This window comes from Streptomyces sp. NBC_01717 (genome assembly GCF_036248255.1).
Taxonomy (GTDB): domain Bacteria; phylum Actinomycetota; class Actinomycetes; order Streptomycetales; family Streptomycetaceae; genus Streptomyces.
Genome location: NZ_CP109178.1, coordinates 2,935,831 through 2,951,157 on the forward strand (window position 1 = coordinate 2,935,831; position 15,327 = coordinate 2,951,157).

12 protein-coding genes are annotated in these 15,327 nt (G+C 72.0%); 3 read left to right on the forward strand and 9 right to left on the reverse strand.

Going from position 1 to position 15,327, the window contains the following annotated elements; all coding sequences use genetic code 11:
* Positions 1–26: 26 nt before the first annotated feature.
* From OHB49_RS13225 to rimP, 8 genes are all read right to left on the reverse strand, one after another.
* Positions 27–3,926 carry a serine protease gene (locus tag OHB49_RS13225; RefSeq protein ID WP_329160440.1) on the reverse strand — a complete coding sequence of 1,300 codons (3,900 nt, stop codon included), beginning with the start codon at positions 3,924–3,926 and terminating at the stop codon, positions 27–29.
* A 222-nt stretch (positions 3,927–4,148) separates the two neighbouring features.
* The gene (gene truB, locus OHB49_RS13230; RefSeq protein ID WP_030933272.1) at positions 4,149–5,048 is read right to left on the reverse strand and encodes a tRNA pseudouridine(55) synthase TruB; all 900 of its coding nucleotides are present in this window, start codon (positions 5,046–5,048) and stop codon (positions 4,149–4,151) included.
* The gene (gene rbfA / locus OHB49_RS13235) at positions 5,045–5,509 is read right to left on the reverse strand and encodes a 30S ribosome-binding factor RbfA (RefSeq protein WP_030933275.1); all 465 of its coding nucleotides are present in this window, start codon (positions 5,507–5,509) and stop codon (positions 5,045–5,047) included. The genes truB and rbfA overlap by 4 nt, the downstream gene beginning before the upstream one ends.
* A 100-nt stretch (positions 5,510–5,609) precedes the next feature.
* Positions 5,610–5,903 carry a DUF503 domain-containing protein gene (locus OHB49_RS13240; RefSeq protein WP_326606046.1) on the reverse strand — a complete coding sequence of 98 codons (294 nt, stop codon included), beginning with the start codon at positions 5,901–5,903 and terminating at the stop codon, positions 5,610–5,612.
* 137 nt (positions 5,904–6,040) lie between these two features.
* Positions 6,041–9,154, reverse strand: coding sequence for a translation initiation factor IF-2 (gene infB, locus OHB49_RS13245; RefSeq protein ID WP_329160441.1), 3,114 nt, complete (start codon positions 9,152–9,154; stop codon positions 6,041–6,043).
* A 149-nt stretch (positions 9,155–9,303) separates the two neighbouring features.
* Positions 9,304–9,582, reverse strand: coding sequence for a YlxR family protein (locus OHB49_RS13250; RefSeq protein ID WP_078853069.1), 279 nt, complete (start codon positions 9,580–9,582; stop codon positions 9,304–9,306).
* 221 nt (positions 9,583–9,803) lie between these two features.
* Positions 9,804–10,844 carry a transcription termination factor NusA gene (gene nusA, locus OHB49_RS13255; protein ID WP_030979797.1) on the reverse strand — a complete coding sequence of 347 codons (1,041 nt, stop codon included), beginning with the start codon at positions 10,842–10,844 and terminating at the stop codon, positions 9,804–9,806.
* Positions 10,845–10,846: 2 nt separating this feature from the next.
* A complete protein-coding gene (rimP, locus tag OHB49_RS13260) occupies positions 10,847–11,353 on the reverse strand; it encodes a ribosome maturation factor RimP (protein ID WP_329160442.1) in 507 nt (168 codons plus the stop codon).
* A gap of 177 nt (positions 11,354–11,530) precedes the next feature.
* Between rimP and OHB49_RS13265 the strand changes: the two genes are divergently transcribed.
* Genes OHB49_RS13265 through OHB49_RS13275 form a run of 3 tightly spaced genes read left to right on the forward strand, consistent with a single transcriptional unit; the run spans position 11,531 to position 13,487 of the window.
* The gene (locus OHB49_RS13265) at positions 11,531–12,046 is read left to right on the forward strand and encodes a hypothetical protein (RefSeq protein ID WP_030979795.1); all 516 of its coding nucleotides are present in this window, start codon (positions 11,531–11,533) and stop codon (positions 12,044–12,046) included.
* Positions 12,043–12,552 (forward strand): ferritin-like domain-containing protein, encoded by a 510-nt coding sequence (locus OHB49_RS13270; protein WP_329160443.1) that lies wholly within the window; start codon positions 12,043–12,045, stop codon positions 12,550–12,552. Before OHB49_RS13265 ends, OHB49_RS13270 begins: the two co-directional genes overlap by 4 nt.
* A gap of 29 nt (positions 12,553–12,581) precedes the next feature.
* Complete coding sequence (locus OHB49_RS13275) at positions 12,582–13,487, forward strand: aminoglycoside phosphotransferase family protein (protein ID WP_329160444.1); 906 nt, start codon at positions 12,582–12,584, stop codon at positions 13,485–13,487.
* 88 nt (positions 13,488–13,575) lie between these two features.
* Here the strand turns inward: OHB49_RS13275 and OHB49_RS13280 are convergent, their stop codons facing one another.
* Positions 13,576–15,276, reverse strand: coding sequence for a proline--tRNA ligase (locus OHB49_RS13280; protein ID WP_313939472.1), 1,701 nt, complete (start codon positions 15,274–15,276; stop codon positions 13,576–13,578).
* Between the last annotated feature and the right edge of the window lie 51 nt (positions 15,277–15,327).

The following is a 15,327-nucleotide window of genomic DNA, read 5'->3' on the forward strand; positions in this document are numbered from 1 at the left end:
CGAACCTGTGTACGTGGGTTTACCTCTTATGCAGGTCTAAGACTGCCATGCCCCCGGCCCGGCGCCTGCATCGGCATCGTCATCGCGGTGGACAGGGTCTCCACGGTCCGCCGCGCGCCGGGGCCGACGACGACCGCCCACTCCTGCGGCGCATCGGCCAGCCATCCGGTGACCAGCTGGGCGAATCCGGGCACGTCACGGGCCAGTTCGACCAGTCTGCGGTCGAAGCGGGCCGCTCCTTCGGGGGTGCGGACGAGCAGCATCCCGGTGCGGTGGACCAGCGCTCGGGTACGGACCGGCGCACGCCGGGCGGATCCGGTCGCCGCTGCACAGAGCAGTGCGTCGAGCACGACCGGGTCACGGTGGGCGCCCTGCTCGAACTCCAGCAGCACCTCCAGCAGCTCGGCGCGCAGCGCACCGGAAGCCGGGGTGCCGGGCACGGCCAGCACCCCGGCGAGCGCGCCACGCACGGGTGCGGGGGCCGGACGGTCCCGCAGCAGACCGCTTATCAGGGGCAGCAGCAGGGCGCGGGCGGCGGGCCCGTGCTCCAGCCTGTGGTCGATGTACTCAGCGACATGCGCGCCGCCTTCCGGATGGCTGTCGACGTACGCCCGCACCAGACCGGCCGCGTGCAGGGCCAGCGCCGGGGCGTCGATCGCGGCGAGTGAGCGCAGCACCTCGCCCGCACCGTCCCCGGGCCGGGTGAGCGCCTCCCGGAACGCGGCGATCACCGGCTCGCGACGGGTCGGCAGGGCGACGACGAGCTCGGCCGCGGACAGATGCGGATCGCCCTGCACGAAGACCCGCAGAGCCTGCGGCAGATAGCGGTCCCGGGTCTGCGGATCGCGTACGAGGAGGGTCAGCGCGGCTCCGTGCAGGTCGACGTCGGCGGGGTGGGCCAGCAGGGCGAGCGCGGAGCGGCGCAGCAGTGCACGGTGGGCTTCGGCGGTGGCATGCGGTGCGGCGAGAAGCCCGTACGTGGCGGCGGCGCCCCGCCGGGCCCGCCGGCCGCCGTCGCGGGCCCAGCGCTCGACAGCCCGGCACAGCGCGGCCGGATCGTCCTCGGCCAGCGCGGTGAGCAGCTCGTCGGCGCGCGGGTGGACGGTCGCGACGAGGGCGTCGGTCAGATCGTCGACGGCGAGGTCACGACGGGCGAGGAGGAGAGCCTGCGCGGCGGCGGCGACGGTGGGCCGCATCGCCACACCGTCCTCGGCGGGCAGCGGGCGCTCATCGGTGAACCAGCGACAGAGCAGGGGCTGCACGATCCGGGGCCTGGCGACGAGCCGCCTGGCCACCACATCCAGGAACCGCTCCTCGCCGCTGTCCCCGCCCTCGTCACGACACGCGACGGCCCGGCCCCGCCGACCGTCGCGGTCGCCGTCCCACCCGTCTCCGCGCGGCGGGCCGTCCGCGGGCACCAGCCGCCGCAGCAGGTCGATCCGGTCCGCCTCGGGCAGCCGCAGCCGCCGCCAGAACCACGGTCCGAACTCGGCGTACGCCCCCAGGCGGCGTCGGCGATGTCCCGGGCCGGGCGGGACATCGCGGGCGCCTTCTGGCCCCCCAGTCCCTCCCTCGACGCCGGACCGCCGGACGATGCGACCGGCGAGAAGCCGCAGCACCTCCACATACGGCCCGGCATCGGGCACCCGGAGCAGTGTCTGCGACAGGAGGTGAGCGGCCCACCAGGAGGCGTCGCGGAGCGGGCCGGCGTCCCCGGCCCCGCCGGGCCGAGCAGCGCCCTCGTCCGGACCGGCCGCAGCCGTCGGGATCACGGTGCCCTGCCGCCGGACTGCTGTGGCCGGGTCGTCCGTCCTTGTGGACAGCAGGTCGAAGGCCTCGACCAGATCGGCCGGCCGGTCCATGGCGTCGATCAGATCGGCCAGCCGGTCGGACAGCGCGGCAGCACCTTGCCTGCGACCCAGGAGCAGGAGGGCCTGGATCACCGGGCCGATCCGATGCCGCGGTACGGGGAGCGTGTGAGGCTCGCGCGAGGGCGTCGCTCCGGAAGCCGCGTCGGCCCGCCGCTCCTGCCCCCGTACAAGTCCCCGCTCGGAGGCAGCCGACGCCCGGCAGCCGGGATGCGGGCTCCGCTGCGCCGGAACACATTCCTCCGCCACCCTGGCCCCACCGCCCGGAACCTCCTCGTACCACCGGTGCACCAGCGACCGCAGCGCCCTGTCCAGGTCCAGGTGGGCGCCCTGCACCCAGTCCCCCAGCTCCTCGTGCACGAAGCGGTAGCCCGCGCCCGCGGGGACCAGCAGGCCCTCGGTGAGGACCGCCGACGCCCATCCCGTGCGCCAGGGGAAGATCCCCTCGAACGCCGCGCGGTCCAGCTCCCCCTGCCCCGGCCCGAGACAGCGCCGCGCCGCTTCGTGGACCTGCCCCGTCACCCGGGCGGCCAGCCGTCGCACCGCCGTGCCCCTGAGCGTCGGACGGGACGCCGCGGCGATCCGGACCGCGACGCGCAGGCACATCAGGTCCAGGTGGGCGGCGAAGACGTCGTCCGTGTCCGGCTGCCCGGCCACGTCTCCGGGGAGCGCCGCGCGTACCTCGGCGAGCAGGCGCAGGGTGAGCGGATGCCGGTCGTGGCCGGGAGCGAGGGCGCCGGCCGGGATGGCATACCGCTCCCGGGCGCGCTCGGCCTGGCTCGCGGTGAGGTCGGCGAGCCGGACGGCGGTCGGCAGCCGACGGGCCGGCCTGGCGGGACGGTGCAGCGCTCCGGGCGGGTAGAGCGCACCGGCCGTCTCCCAGTGTTCGGGCCGGCAGGCGATCACCAGCCGTGCCCGGTTGCTCCGCAGCCAGTCGGCCGTTCGTTCCGTCCACCGGTCCAGCCGGTGAGCGAGGACGGGCGGCATCTCCTCGGGGCCGTCCAGCAGAACGAGCAGCGGACGCCCGGAATCGGCAGCGAGCCGGGCCACCCGCTCGGGGGTGGCCGTCGCCATGTCACCGCCGGCCCCGGCCGCCGTGACGATCCGCCCGGCCTGCCCGAGCGTGCGGGAGATCGCGTCGGCGACCGAGGCATCGTCGGCCAGCAGATCGGCGCCGCGCAGCCAGAGGGTGAGGGCGGGGTCGCAGCCGCGGGCCCGGCGGGCGGCGAGCGCGGCCAGTTCGGTGGTGCGACCGGTGCCGGGCTCCGCGACGAGGCCGAGCACGACCGCGGGGCTTTCCCCGGCGGCCGTGAACGCCGTGAACTCCGCGGTGACGTCCGGGCGTTCGACCGGGTCGGGCCAGGCGCCCGGGCCTCCGGCCCCGATGGACATCGCGGCGAGCTGCAGGGCACCGGCAAGGTTGAGGTCGCGTCCGTATCCGGGGACGGTCGTCGCATTGCGCCGCAGCAGCGCGCTCAGCGGCTCGACGGTGCTCGCGCCCACCAGCGGCACGGCGAACCCGGCGGCGGTGTGTCCGCCGCGCAAGGCGGTGCCCACCACGGCGATGACCGCACCGCTGTCCGGATCGAGCACGGGCCCGCCGACCGCCGCCCCGCGCAGCCGCAGGGCGTCTCTGCCGTCCGTGCCGAGCGCCAGCTCCATCGCGGTGCCGACCCGGTAGGAGCGGTCGGTCGCGGTGTACGTCACCGGGGCCACACCCAGCACGCGCGCCTCACGCCAGCCGTGGGCGGCGATGCGTACGTACGTACCGGCCTCGATCCGGTCCCGCAGGACGATCGGCAGCGGCTCCACGCCGAGCACATCGAGTCCCCCGGTGTGCACCAGCGCGAGGTCCAGCTCCGGGAGCGCGGTGATGGCGTCGGCCGCGACGCGGCAGCTGCGGTCGCCTGTCCCGTGCAGGACGAGTCGCAGCAGGCCGTCGACCGCTTCGTGGCTGGTGACGACCGTGCCGCGGTCGTCCGCGACGAACCCCGTCCCTCGCGGCCGGCCGGCCGGATCGCAGATGCGCACCAGCGTCGACCGGTCCCCGCTTCCCATGGTCCGACGTTAGGTCGGCAGTGATCGGCGCGAGAACCACTCGGAGCAAACGCGCCCCCAAGTGCACCCCTGGTTCACTCCGAGCGCCTGCTCGTGGGGGTGAATTCGTGGGTTCCGGTGGACAGACACTCCGAGGGGGATCGTGGAGCGGGTACGGGGGGCTGCCCGCTCCACGATGGGGATCCGGCGTCCGGTGGCGATCCCGCCACCGACGGCCCGCCGTCAGCCGAAGACGGCGAGGCTCTTGGCCTTGCCCTTCTGCTCCTCGACCAGTACCAGGAAGGTTCCGTCGGGCCCGAAGACCGCGACCGGGCCCGGCGGGTACGAGGGCATGTCCAGCCGCACCCCGTTCAGCAGCAGCTTGGCCCGCTTCTCGTCCACGTCCCAGCGGGGGAACGCGGCGGCGGCCGCCTCCGCGACCGGCATCACGGTCAGCTCCTCCTGGTGCTGATCCAGCGTCCGCGCCGCATCGAGACCGTACGGACCGACGCGGGTGCGCCGCAGTGCGGTCAGATGCCCGCCGACACCCAGCCCGGCGCCGAGGTCACGGGCGAGGGCGCGGATGTACGTACCGGAGGAGCAGACGACGGAGACGACCAGGTCGACGACCGGGGTCCCGTCCTCCGCGACCGCCTCGCGGACGTCGTAGACGTTGAAGGACGAGATCGTCACCGGCCTGGCCGGGATCTCGAACTCCTCGCCGCCGCGCACCCGCGCGTACGACCGCTTGCCGTCGATCTTGATGGCGCTGACCTTGGACGGCACCTGCATGATCGCCCCGGTCAGCGCCGCGACACCGGCGTCGATGCCCTCACGCGTGACGCCCGACGCATCGGTGGACGAGGTGATCTCGCCCTCGGCGTCGTCCGTGACGGTGTCCTGGCCGAGCCGGATCGTGCCGAGGTATTCCTTCTCGGTCAGTGCGAGATGGCCGAGAAGCTTGGTGGCCTTCTCGACACCGAGAACGAGAACGCCGGTCGCCATCGGGTCCAGCGTGCCGGCGTGCCCGACGCGACGGGTGCGGGCGATACCGCGCATCTTGGCGACGACGTCGTGCGAAGTGAAGCCGGACGGCTTGTCGACGATGACAAGGCCGTCCGGCGTCCTGTTCTGCTGTGTCATTCGGAGGCTGAGCCCTCGTTCTCGTCGGACTCGTCCGCTTCGTCCTCCGGCTTGCGGTACGGGTCGGCGTCGCCGGCGTACTTCGCACCGGTGGACACCTCGCGGACCTCCGCGTCCTTGGCCCGCGCCTTGTCGAGGAGGTCCTCGATGGTGCGGGCGTTGTCCGGCAGGGCGTCCGGGACGAAGGCCAGGGTCGGCGTGAACCGGACCCCGGTCTGCCGGCCGACCTCGGAGCGGAGCACGCCCTTGGCGCTCTCCAGCGCGGCGGCGGAGGCCGCCCGCTCCTCGTCGTCGCCGTAGACCGTGTAGAAGACCGTGGCCTCCCGCAGGTCGCCGGTGACCCGGGCGTCCGTGATGGTCACGAATCCGAGCCGCGGATCCTTGATACGCCGGTCCAGGGTCTCCGCGACCACGACCTGGATGCGATCGGCCAGCTTGCGGGCCCGCGCGTTGTCGGTCACCGGTCCGTCACTCTTCCTTCTGGGTTGCTTACGGTCCGACGCTTCCGGGGTCCGACGCCTGCGCGTCGGACGGTGCCGCGTCGAACAGTTCTGACGTTGTTCAGTCTTCGTCGCTGTGCAGCCGCCGTCGAACCGACAGCAGCTCCACCTCGGGCCGGGCGGCGACCAGCCGCTCGCACCGGTCCAGTACGTCTGCGAGGTGTCCGGTGTCCCCGGAGACCACGGCAAGGCCGATCTCTGCCCTGCGATGGAGATCCTGTCCGCCCGTCTCCGCCGCACTCACCGCGTACTTGCGCTGCAGCTCGGCGACGATCGGCCGGACGATGGAGCGTTTCTCCTTCAACGACCGTACGTCGCCGAGGAGCAGATCGAAGGACAGTGTCCCCACATACATGTATGTCCGGATGTCCCGCCGGTTCGGGTTCGCGCCCTGCCAGTGCTTGGCAGGGACACAAGAACCGTACACGGAACGGCCGGGGCCGATCGACGGAAATAAGACCCGTCGACCGGCCCCGACTGTTGAGGTACGGGTCAGCCTCGCGGCTTCTCGCGCATCTCGTACGTCGCGATGACGTCGTCGATCTTGATGTCGTTGAAGTTTCCGAGGTTGATACCGCCCTCGTAGCCTTCGCGGATCTCAGTGACGTCGTCCTTGAAGCGGCGCAGACCGGAGATGTTGAGGTTCTCCGCGATGACCTTGCCATCGCGCAGCAGGCGCGCCTTGGTGTTGCGCTTGACCTCGCCGGAGCGGACCAGCACACCGGCGATGTTGCCCAGCTTGGACGAGCGGAAGATCTCGCGGATCTCCGCCGTACCGAGCTCGACCTCTTCGTACTCCGGCTTGAGCATGCCCTTGAGGGCCGCTTCGATCTCTTCGATCGCCTGGTAGATGACCGAGTAGTACCGGACGTCCACGCCTTCGCGCTCGGCCATCTGCGCGGCACGCCCTGCGGCGCGCACGTTGAAGCCGATCACGATGGCGTCGGAGCCGGTCGCCAGGTCGATGTCCGACTCGGTGACCGCACCCACACCGCGGTGCAGGACCCGGATGTCGACCTCTTCACCGACGTCGAGCTGGAGCAGCGAGGACTCGAGAGCCTCCACCGAACCGGACGCGTCGCCCTTGATGATGAGGTTGAGTTCCTGGACCAGACCGGCCTTGAGCGCCTCGTCCAGGTTCTCCAGGGAGAACCGGACACCCTTGCGGGCGAAGTTGGCGTTGCGCTCACGGGCGGCACGCTTCTCGGCGATCTGACGGGCCGTACGGTCCTCGTCGACCACCAGGAAGTTGTCGCCGGCGCCCGGGACGTTGGTGAGACCGAGGACGAGGACGGGGGTGGACGGACCCGCTTCCTCGACGTTCTCACCCTTGTCGTCGAGCATCGCGCGGACTCGGCCGTAGGCGTCGCCGACCACCATCGTGTCGCCGACCCGCAGGGTGCCTCGCTGGACCAGGACGGTCGCAACGGCACCGCGGCCGCGGTCGAGGTGGGACTCGATCGCAATACCCTGCGCGTCCTGCTCGGGGTTGGCCCGCAGGTCGAGCGAGGCGTCGGCGGTGAGGACGACGGCCTCCAGAAGAGCCTCGATGTTGAGGCCCTGCTTGGCGGAGATGTCGACGAACATCGTGTCGCCGCCGTACTCCTCGGCCACCAGACCGAACTCGGTGAGCTGACCGCGCACCTTGGTCGGGTCGGCACCCTCGACGTCGATCTTGTTGACCGCGACCACGATCGGCACGTCGGCCGCCTTGGCGTGGTTCAGCGCCTCGATCGTCTGGGGCATCACACCGTCGTTCGCCGCCACCACGAGGATCGCGATGTCGGTGGACTTCGCACCACGGGCACGCATGGCGGTGAACGCCTCGTGACCCGGGGTGTCGATGAAGGTGATCCTGCGGTCCTCACCGTTGACCTCGGAGGAGACCTGGTACGCACCGATGTGCTGCGTGATGCCGCCGGCCTCGCCCGCAACGACGTTCGTCTTGCGGATCGCGTCCAGCAGTCGGGTCTTACCGTGGTCGACGTGACCCATGACGGTCACGACCGGCGGACGCGAGACCAGAGCCTCTTCGCCGCCCTCGTCCTCGCCGAACTCGATGTCGAAGGACTCGAGCAGCTCGCGGTCCTCCTCCTCCGGGCTGACGATCTCGAGGACGAAGTTCATCTCATCCGCGAGCATCTTCAGCGTCTCGTCGGAGACGGACTGCGTGGCAGTGACCATCTCGCCGAGGTTCATCATCACGCCGACGAGCGACGCCGGGTTGGCGTTGATCTTCTCCGCGAAGTCGGTGAGGGAGGCACCGCGCGACAGCCGGACAGCCTGTCCGTTGCCGCGAGGCAGCATGACGCCGCCCACCGACGGGGCCTGCATGGCCTCGTACTCCTGGCGCCTCTGCCGCTTCGACTTGCGACCACGACGCGCGGGACCGCCGGGACGGCCGAACGCACCCTGTGTGCCACCACGGCCACCGGGGCCGCCGGGACGTCCACCGAAGCCGGGACGACCGCCGAAACCGCCGCCACCACCGGGACGGCCTGCGCCGCCACCGCCACCGCCACCGCCGCCACCGGGACGACCGGCGAAACCGCCGCCACCGCCACCGGGACCGGCCGGACGGCCGGCGAAGCCGCCGCCACCGGGACGACCTGCACCGCCACCGCCACCGGGACGGCCTGCGCCGCCACCGGGACCACGGCCACCACCGGGGCCACCACCGGGACGCGGGCTCGCAGCGGGACGCTGCGGCATCATGCCGGGGTTCGGACGGTTACCACCGGGCGCACCGCCCGGACGCGGAGCCTGCGGACGGGGCATGCCGCCCGGAGTCGGACGGGCACCGCCCTGACCCTGCGGACGCGGGGCGCCACCGGGGCCGCCCTGCGGACGCGAGGCGCCCGGACGCTCCTGGCCGCCACCGGGACGCGGGGCGCCACCGGGACGGGGTGTCTGCGGGCGGGCCATGCCCGTCGAGCCACCGGAGGTGAAGGGGTTGTTGCCCGGACGGGGACCCGCCGGACGGGAGCCGCCGGGGCGCGGGGCGCCCTGGCCTGCGGGACGGGCCGGACGGTCGCCGCCACGGCCACCGTCACGCTCGCCGCCACGGCCACCGTCACGCTGACCGCCGGCCGGAGCCGGACGGGCGGGGCGAGGACCGGGGGTGGCACCCGCGGGACGCGGGGCCTGCTGCGGCGCGGCCGGCTGGGCCGGGGCCGGAGCGGAGAACTCTGCTGCGGGCACCGGGGTGACCGGAGCGGGCTTCGGCGCGGGCTTGGGACCCGGACGCGGGCCCGCCGACGGCGCGGAAGGCGCGGCAGCGGTAGGGGTGCTGCTGGGGGCCTCGGCTGCGGCCGGCTTGGGGGCCGGGGCGCCGGGCTTCGGGGCAGCGGGACGTGCCGCAGCAGCCGGGGAGGGCGCTGCGGGCTTTACGGGCGCGGCCTTGCGAGGCGCGCCAGGCTTGGCAGCGGACTTGCCGGCGTTGCCGCCGGGCCCCTGCAGTGCGTCAGTCAACTTGCGTACAACCGGCGCCTCGATCGTCGAGGACGCCGAACGGACGAATTCACCGAGTTCTTGGAGCTTGGCCATGACGACCTTGCTCTCGACGCCGAACTCCTTGGCGAGTTCGTATACCCGGACCTTAGCCACTTCGCTCCTTTTAGGTCCGGGTTACCGCCGGACCGTCGCTACTTCATGGGCGTACTCATCGCGTACTCATCGAGTGCTCATCGCAATCTCGACCTACTTCCAACTCGCGAGGTACCTGACCGCACGGGGTCCCGTGCCGTTCTCGTTTCTTACGGTGTCACCCGCTCGACGTACCGCTGCACTTCCGCGGAATCGAGCGGCCCCTTGGCCTTGAAGGCCCGGGGGAATGCCCGGCGGCGAACCGCCAGGTCCAGACAGACAGTGACGGGGTGCACATATGCACCCCGGCCGGGCAGCCTACCGCGAGGATCGGGGACGCAAGCATCCTCGTCCACCGCGATGCGCAGCAGCTCGCTCTTGGCCGCTCGCTCCCGGCATCCCACACAGGTTCGCTCAGGGCAAACGCGGGCGTGCGTCCGGCCAGACACAGTTAAGTCTACCTCCCCGCACCGACCTCACCCCTTTGGGGCAAAAATCGAACGGATGTTGTCGTGTTCTCGGCGGCATGGAGCGTGGATCTATTCCTCGGGGCCCATGTCGGGCCCGTGCTCCTGACCGTTCCGGGTCCATTTCCCGGACCGGACGGGTCCGCCGTCCGGACGGGCGCCGGTCCACTCCTCGGACCGGCGCCGGCCGATTCCGTACCGGATCAGTACCGGTCGGACCGGTCGCGGGCGCGCTCGGCCCGCTCCCGGTCGGCGATGTCCCGCTCGGCGTCGGTCTCGGTGTCCGGGCGGATGTCGATGCGCCATCCGGTGAGACGGGCGGCGAGGCGGGCGTTCTGCCCCTCCTTGCCGATGGCCAGGGACAGCTGGTAGTCGGGGACGGTGACCCGGGCGGACCGCGCTCCGAGGTCCACGACCTCGACCTTGCTCACCCGGGCGGGCGACAGGGCGTTGGCGACCATCTCGGCCGGGTCGTCCGACCAGTCCACGATGTCGATCTTCTCGCCGTGCAGTTCGGCCATGACGTTGCGGACACGGCCGCCCATCGGGCCGATGCAGGCGCCCTTGGCGTTCAGGCCCGAGCGGGTCGAGCGGACCGCGATCTTGGTGCGGTGGCCGGCCTCGCGGGCGATCGCGCAGATCTCGACGGAACCGTCGGCGATCTCCGGGACCTCCAGCGCGAAGAGCTTCTTGACCAGGCTGGGGTGGGTCCGGGACAGGGTCACGGACGGACCGCGCACCCCCTTGGCGACCCGTACGACATATGAACGAAGCCGCAGACCGTGCGTGTACTCCTCGCCCGGCACCTGCTCCTGCACCGGCAGGATCGCTTCCAGCTTGCCGATGTCGACCAGGACGTTCTTCGGGTCCTTGCCCTGCTGGACGACGCCGGTGACGACATCGCCCTCGTGGCCCGCGTACTCGCCGAACGTCTTGTCGTCCTCGGCGTCACGCAGCCGCTGCAGGATGACCTGCTTGGCGGTCGTCGCGGCGATCCGGCCGAAGCCGGACGGGGTGTCGTCGAACTCCTTGGGCTCCTGGCCCTCTTCGAGGTCGGCCGGGTCCTCCTTCGCCCACACCGTCACATGGCCGCGCTCGTTGAGCTCCACGCGCGCGCGGCGGTAGCTCCCGTCGGTGCGGTGGTAGGCGATGAGGAGGGCCGACTCGATCGCCTCGACGAGCACGTCGAAGGGGATCTCCTTGTCCTGTGCCAAGCCCCTCAAGAGCTTCACATCGATGTCCACGGCTACGCCTCCTCTTCCTTCTTGTCCTTGCGGTTGAATTCGATCTCCACGCGTGCCTTGGCGATCTCGTCGAAGGCGACCCGGCGGGACGTGGGCCTGCGGCCCTTGACGCCCGGCACCTCGAGGTCCAGCCCGTCGTCGTCGACCGCGATGATGCGGGCCACCAGTTCGCCGGCGGCTCCCTCGGTGGCCAGCTGCAGCTTCACCAGGCGGCCGGTGGCGCGTACGTAGTGGCGGTGCTCCGTCAGCGGACGGTCGGCACCGGGAGAACTCACTTCGAGGACGTACTCGTCCTCGCCCATCGCGTCGGTCTCGTCGAGCTTCTCGGAGATCGCGCGGCTCAGCTCGGCGCAGGCGTCGAGCTCCACGCCCTCGTCCGAATCCACGATGATGCGCAGCACACGACGGCGGCCTGCCCGGGACACCTCGATCTCCTCGAGATCCAGCTCCTTGGCGCTGACGAGCGGTTCGAGCAGCCCGCGCAGCCTCTCGCTCTGGGTGGTGCTCATCCGGGTGACTCCTCGGCCGCGTGTGCTGTTGTGTGGTTCGTCGCGTGTCAGGTCAAAGGGTATCCGGTCCCGAGGGGTGTTGCCGTCCGCCGGCCGCTCAGCCGCGGGTACGCTCGCCTGCGGTGATCACTTCAGGACAGATCCTGTCAGGACAGATCGACACCCGAAGGAGAACAGGTGCGGCGCACGGGGACGACGCGCAGGGGTGCGCTCACCGCGACGGGAGCGATCGCCCTCGGGGCGACGCTGGCCGGCTGCGGGGGCGACGGCGGCGACGGCCGGGAGGACACCACGATCGCCGACGCGCGGGCCGCTGCGGCCCAGGTGGAGAACACCTTGCGGCTGACGGCCGCCACCACGAGCCGGAAGCTGCTCGTCCAGTACGACCAGGTCGTCAAGGCGTATCCCGGGACCGAGGCCGGACTCACACCGCTGCGGGACGCCGTACGGGCGCACACGACGGCGCTGTCGCAGAGCGCGGGCGGGGCGCTCGCCCTCTCGCACCCGCCCGCCACCGACGCCAAGGCCGCCGTCGAAGAACTGGCCGCGGCGGAGCGCCGTACCGCCGCCGCGCATACGGCGACACTCCTGAAAGCCCCTCCGGAGCTGGCCCGGCTGCTGGCGTCGATCGCCGCGGCGGGCGCCGCCCATGCCTACCTGCTGACCGAGCTGGCCAAGGAGACCTCGTCATGAGCGCGCAGACGCTGCAGGCGGCGCAGGCATCGCTCGCCGCCGAACATGCGGCGGTGTACGGGTACGGGGTGGTCGGCGGCCGGGTCGCCGACGGCCGCCGGGCGGAGGCCACTGCGGCCTACCACGCGCACCGGGCCCGGCGCGACGCGCTGGTGCGGACCGTGCGGGACCTGGGCGGTGAACCGGTCGCTGCGGATTCCGCGTACGCTCTGCCGTTCGCGGTGCCGGACTCCGCGGCGGCGGTGAAACTCGCCGCACTGCTGGAGGACCGGATCGCGGACGTCTACTCCGATCTCGTACGCGCTGCCGGAGGGCCGCTCAGACGAGAGGCCGCGGATGCGCTGCGGGAGGCCGCGGTGCGTGCGGTCCGCTGGCGGGGCAGCGGCGTAGCCTTTCCGGGGCTTGCCGAGCGGTCCGCCGACGGAACCACCGGGACGGACCGGCCGACCGGGACCGATGCGAAGGCAGGGACCACTGCGAAGGCCGGGGCAGGTCCGACGCACTGAAGAAGGCTCTGAAAGGGAACACAGCACGTATGGGTTTCGAACCGCCGCAGCGTCTGGTGCGAGCGCTCGGCGAGGTGTACGGGGATCCGGCCGCCGCCGACTGGCTCGCCCGGCTTCCCGCACTGACCGCCGAGGCTCTGTCCGCGAACGGACCGGAGCTGACCGTGGAGCGGGTGGCGGCGCCCGGTGGGCGCAGCAGCCTGGTTCTGCTGGTGCGGCGCTCCGACGGCACCCCGGCGGCGCTGAAGATCGCTCCGTCCGGGGCCGCGCCCGAGCTGGAAAGCGCGGCACTGGCGCACTGGAACGGCTGGGGTGCGGTGCAGCTCATGGGCTCCGACGGCGGCGTGCTGCTGCTGGAGCGGCTGCATCCCGAGGTCTCGCTGCGTTCGCTGCCGGAGGCGAAGGCGCTGCTGGAGGCGGCGGGGACGGTGCGGCGGCTGTGGGTCGAGCCGCCTGCCGGACACTCCTTCGAGACCGTCGAGGAGCGGACCGGCCGCCAAACGGAACCGATGCGGGCTGCCGCGAAGGCCGACCCGATGCTGGAACCGCTGGTCTCAGCGGCCCTGGCGGCTCGCGAGGAGCTGGTCGCCCACTCCCCCGAAGTCCTGCTGCTGCACGGCAACTTCCGCCAGAGCAAGGTGCTGGCCGGCGAACGGGCGCCCTGGCTGACGGTCGGGCCGGAGCCGCTGGTCGGCGAGCGCGCCTACGATCTGGCGCGACTGGTACGTGACCGGGTGGAGGACCTGATCGCGTCCCCCGGCGGCGCGGCGACCGCCCGTCGCCGGGTCAACAAGCTCGCGGATTCGCTGGACGTGGACCGTGAACGGCTCCATGGCTGGACGCTGTTCCGTGCGGTGGAGTCGGGCACCCGGGCGCTGGCGGTCGGCCGTCGCCAGGAAGGCGAGCTGACCCTGGAGTTCGCCGGCTGGCTGTAGCCGTCACGACGGAGCCGCCCTGTCACGAACGGGCGAGGGCCCCCGCGCTGTCGGACAGCGCGGGGGCCCTCGTCGGTCTGAGCGGGCGTCAGCCCTGCACGGTGAGACGGGCGATCGCCTCGTCGACCGTCAGCTCCTCGCGCTCGCCCGTACGGCGGTCCTTGAGCTCGAGGACGCCCTCGGCCGAGCGGCGGCCCGCGACCAGGATCTTCGGCACACCGATCAGCTCGGCGTCGGTGAACTTCACACCGGGCGAGACACCGGCGCGGTCGTCGACCAGGACCCGGACGCCCGCGGCGCCGAGCTTCTCGGCGACCTCGAGGGCCAGCTCGGTCTGGAGCGCCTTGCCCGCGGCGACGAGGTGGACGTCGGCCGGGGCGATCTCGCGCGGCCAGCACAGGCCCTGCTCGTCGGCGGTCTGCTCGGCGAGTGCGGCGACGGCGCGGGAGACGCCGATGCCGTAGGAGCCCATGGTGACGCGGACGGGCTTGCCGTTCTGGCCGAGCACATCGAGCTGGAAGGCGTCCGCGAACTTGCGGCCCAGCTGGAAGATGTGGCCGATCTCGATGGCACGGTCCAGCTTGAGGCCGGTGCCGCACTTGGGACACGGGTCGCCCGCCTCGACGACAACGACGTCGAGGTAGTCGTCGACCTCGAAGTCGCGGCCGCAGACGACGTTCTTGGCGTGGGTGTCGGGCTTGTTGGCGCCGGTGACCCAGGCGGTGCCGGGGGCGATGCGCGGGTCGGCGATGTAGCGGACCTTCTCCAGGCCCTGCGGGCCGACGTAGCCGCGGACCAGGTCGGGACGGCCCACGAAGTCCTCGCCGGTGACCAGCTCGACGACGGCCGGGGCCAGGTGCTCGCCGAGCTTGCCGAGGTCGACCTCGCGGTCGCCGGGGACGCCCACGGCGACGATCTCGCCGTCGACCTTGACCAGAAGGTTCTTCAGCGTCGCGGAGGCCGGGATCCCGAGGTGGGCGGCGAGCGTCTCGATGGTCGGGGTGTCCGGGGTGTCCAGCTCCTCGACGGGGCCGTGCGCCGAGCCGTCCACGGGAGTGGCCTTGAAGGTCACGGCCTCCGTGTTGGCCGCGTAGTCGCAGGCGGGGCAGTCGACGAAGGTGTCCTCGCCGGCCGGGGCGGGCGCCAGGAACTCCTCGGAGGCCGAGCCGCCCATCGCGCCGGAGACCGCGGAGACGATGCGGTGGTCGAGGCCGAGCCGCTCGAAGATGCGGATGTAGGCGGCGCGGTGCAGCTGGTAGGCCTCGATGAGGCCCTCGTCGGTGGTGTCGAAGGAGTACGAGTCCTTCATCTGGAACTCGCGGCCGCGCAGCACACCGGCGCGGGGGCGGGCCTCGTCGCGGTACTTGGTCTGGATCTGGTACAGGATCACGGGCAGGTCCTTGTAGGACGTGATCTGATCCTTGACGACCTGGGTGAAGATCTCTTCGTGGGTGGGGCCGAGGAGGTACTCGGCGCCCTTGCGGTCCTTGAGCCTGAAGAGCAGGTCGCCGTACTCGTCGTAACGGCCGCTCGCGTCGTACGACTCCTTGGGGAGCAGCGCCGGCAGCAGGACCTCCTGGCCGCCGATGGCGTCCATCTCCTCGCGCACGACGCGCGTGATGTTCTCCAGGACCTTCTTGCCCAGGGGCAGCCAGGTCCAGATTCCGGCGGCGGTGCGGCGTACGTAACCGGCCCGGACGAGCAGCTTGTGGTTGAGCGTCTCGGCGTCCGCCGGGTCGTCGCGCAGTGTCTTGATCATCAATCGGGACATGCGCTGGACCTGGGCCATGATGAACTCCTGCTCGGAAGGGTGATGTGCAGGAGGTTAGCCGGGTGGTAC

What these genes read in the sequence shown, in the direction of transcription:
- OHB49_RS13225 (WP_329160440.1), bottom strand. Translation starts at nt 3,926, where the DNA reads ATGGGAAGCGGGGACCGGTCGACGCTGGTGCGCATCTGCGATCCGGCC.
- truB (WP_030933272.1), bottom strand. Translation starts at nt 5,048, where the DNA reads ATGACACAGCAGAACAGGACGCCGGACGGCCTTGTCATCGTCGACAAG.
- OHB49_RS13240 (WP_326606046.1), bottom strand. Translation starts at nt 5,903, where the DNA reads ATGTATGTGGGGACACTGTCCTTCGATCTGCTCCTCGGCGACGTACGG.
- rimP (WP_329160442.1), bottom strand. Translation starts at nt 11,353, where the DNA reads ATGAGCACCACCCAGAGCGAGAGGCTGCGCGGGCTGCTCGAACCGCTC.
- OHB49_RS13270 (WP_329160443.1), top strand. Translation starts at nt 12,043, where the DNA reads ATGAGCGCGCAGACGCTGCAGGCGGCGCAGGCATCGCTCGCCGCCGAA.
- OHB49_RS13275 (WP_329160444.1), top strand. Translation starts at nt 12,582, where the DNA reads ATGGGTTTCGAACCGCCGCAGCGTCTGGTGCGAGCGCTCGGCGAGGTG.
- OHB49_RS13280 (WP_313939472.1), bottom strand. Translation starts at nt 15,276, where the DNA reads ATGGCCCAGGTCCAGCGCATGTCCCGATTGATGATCAAGACACTGCGC.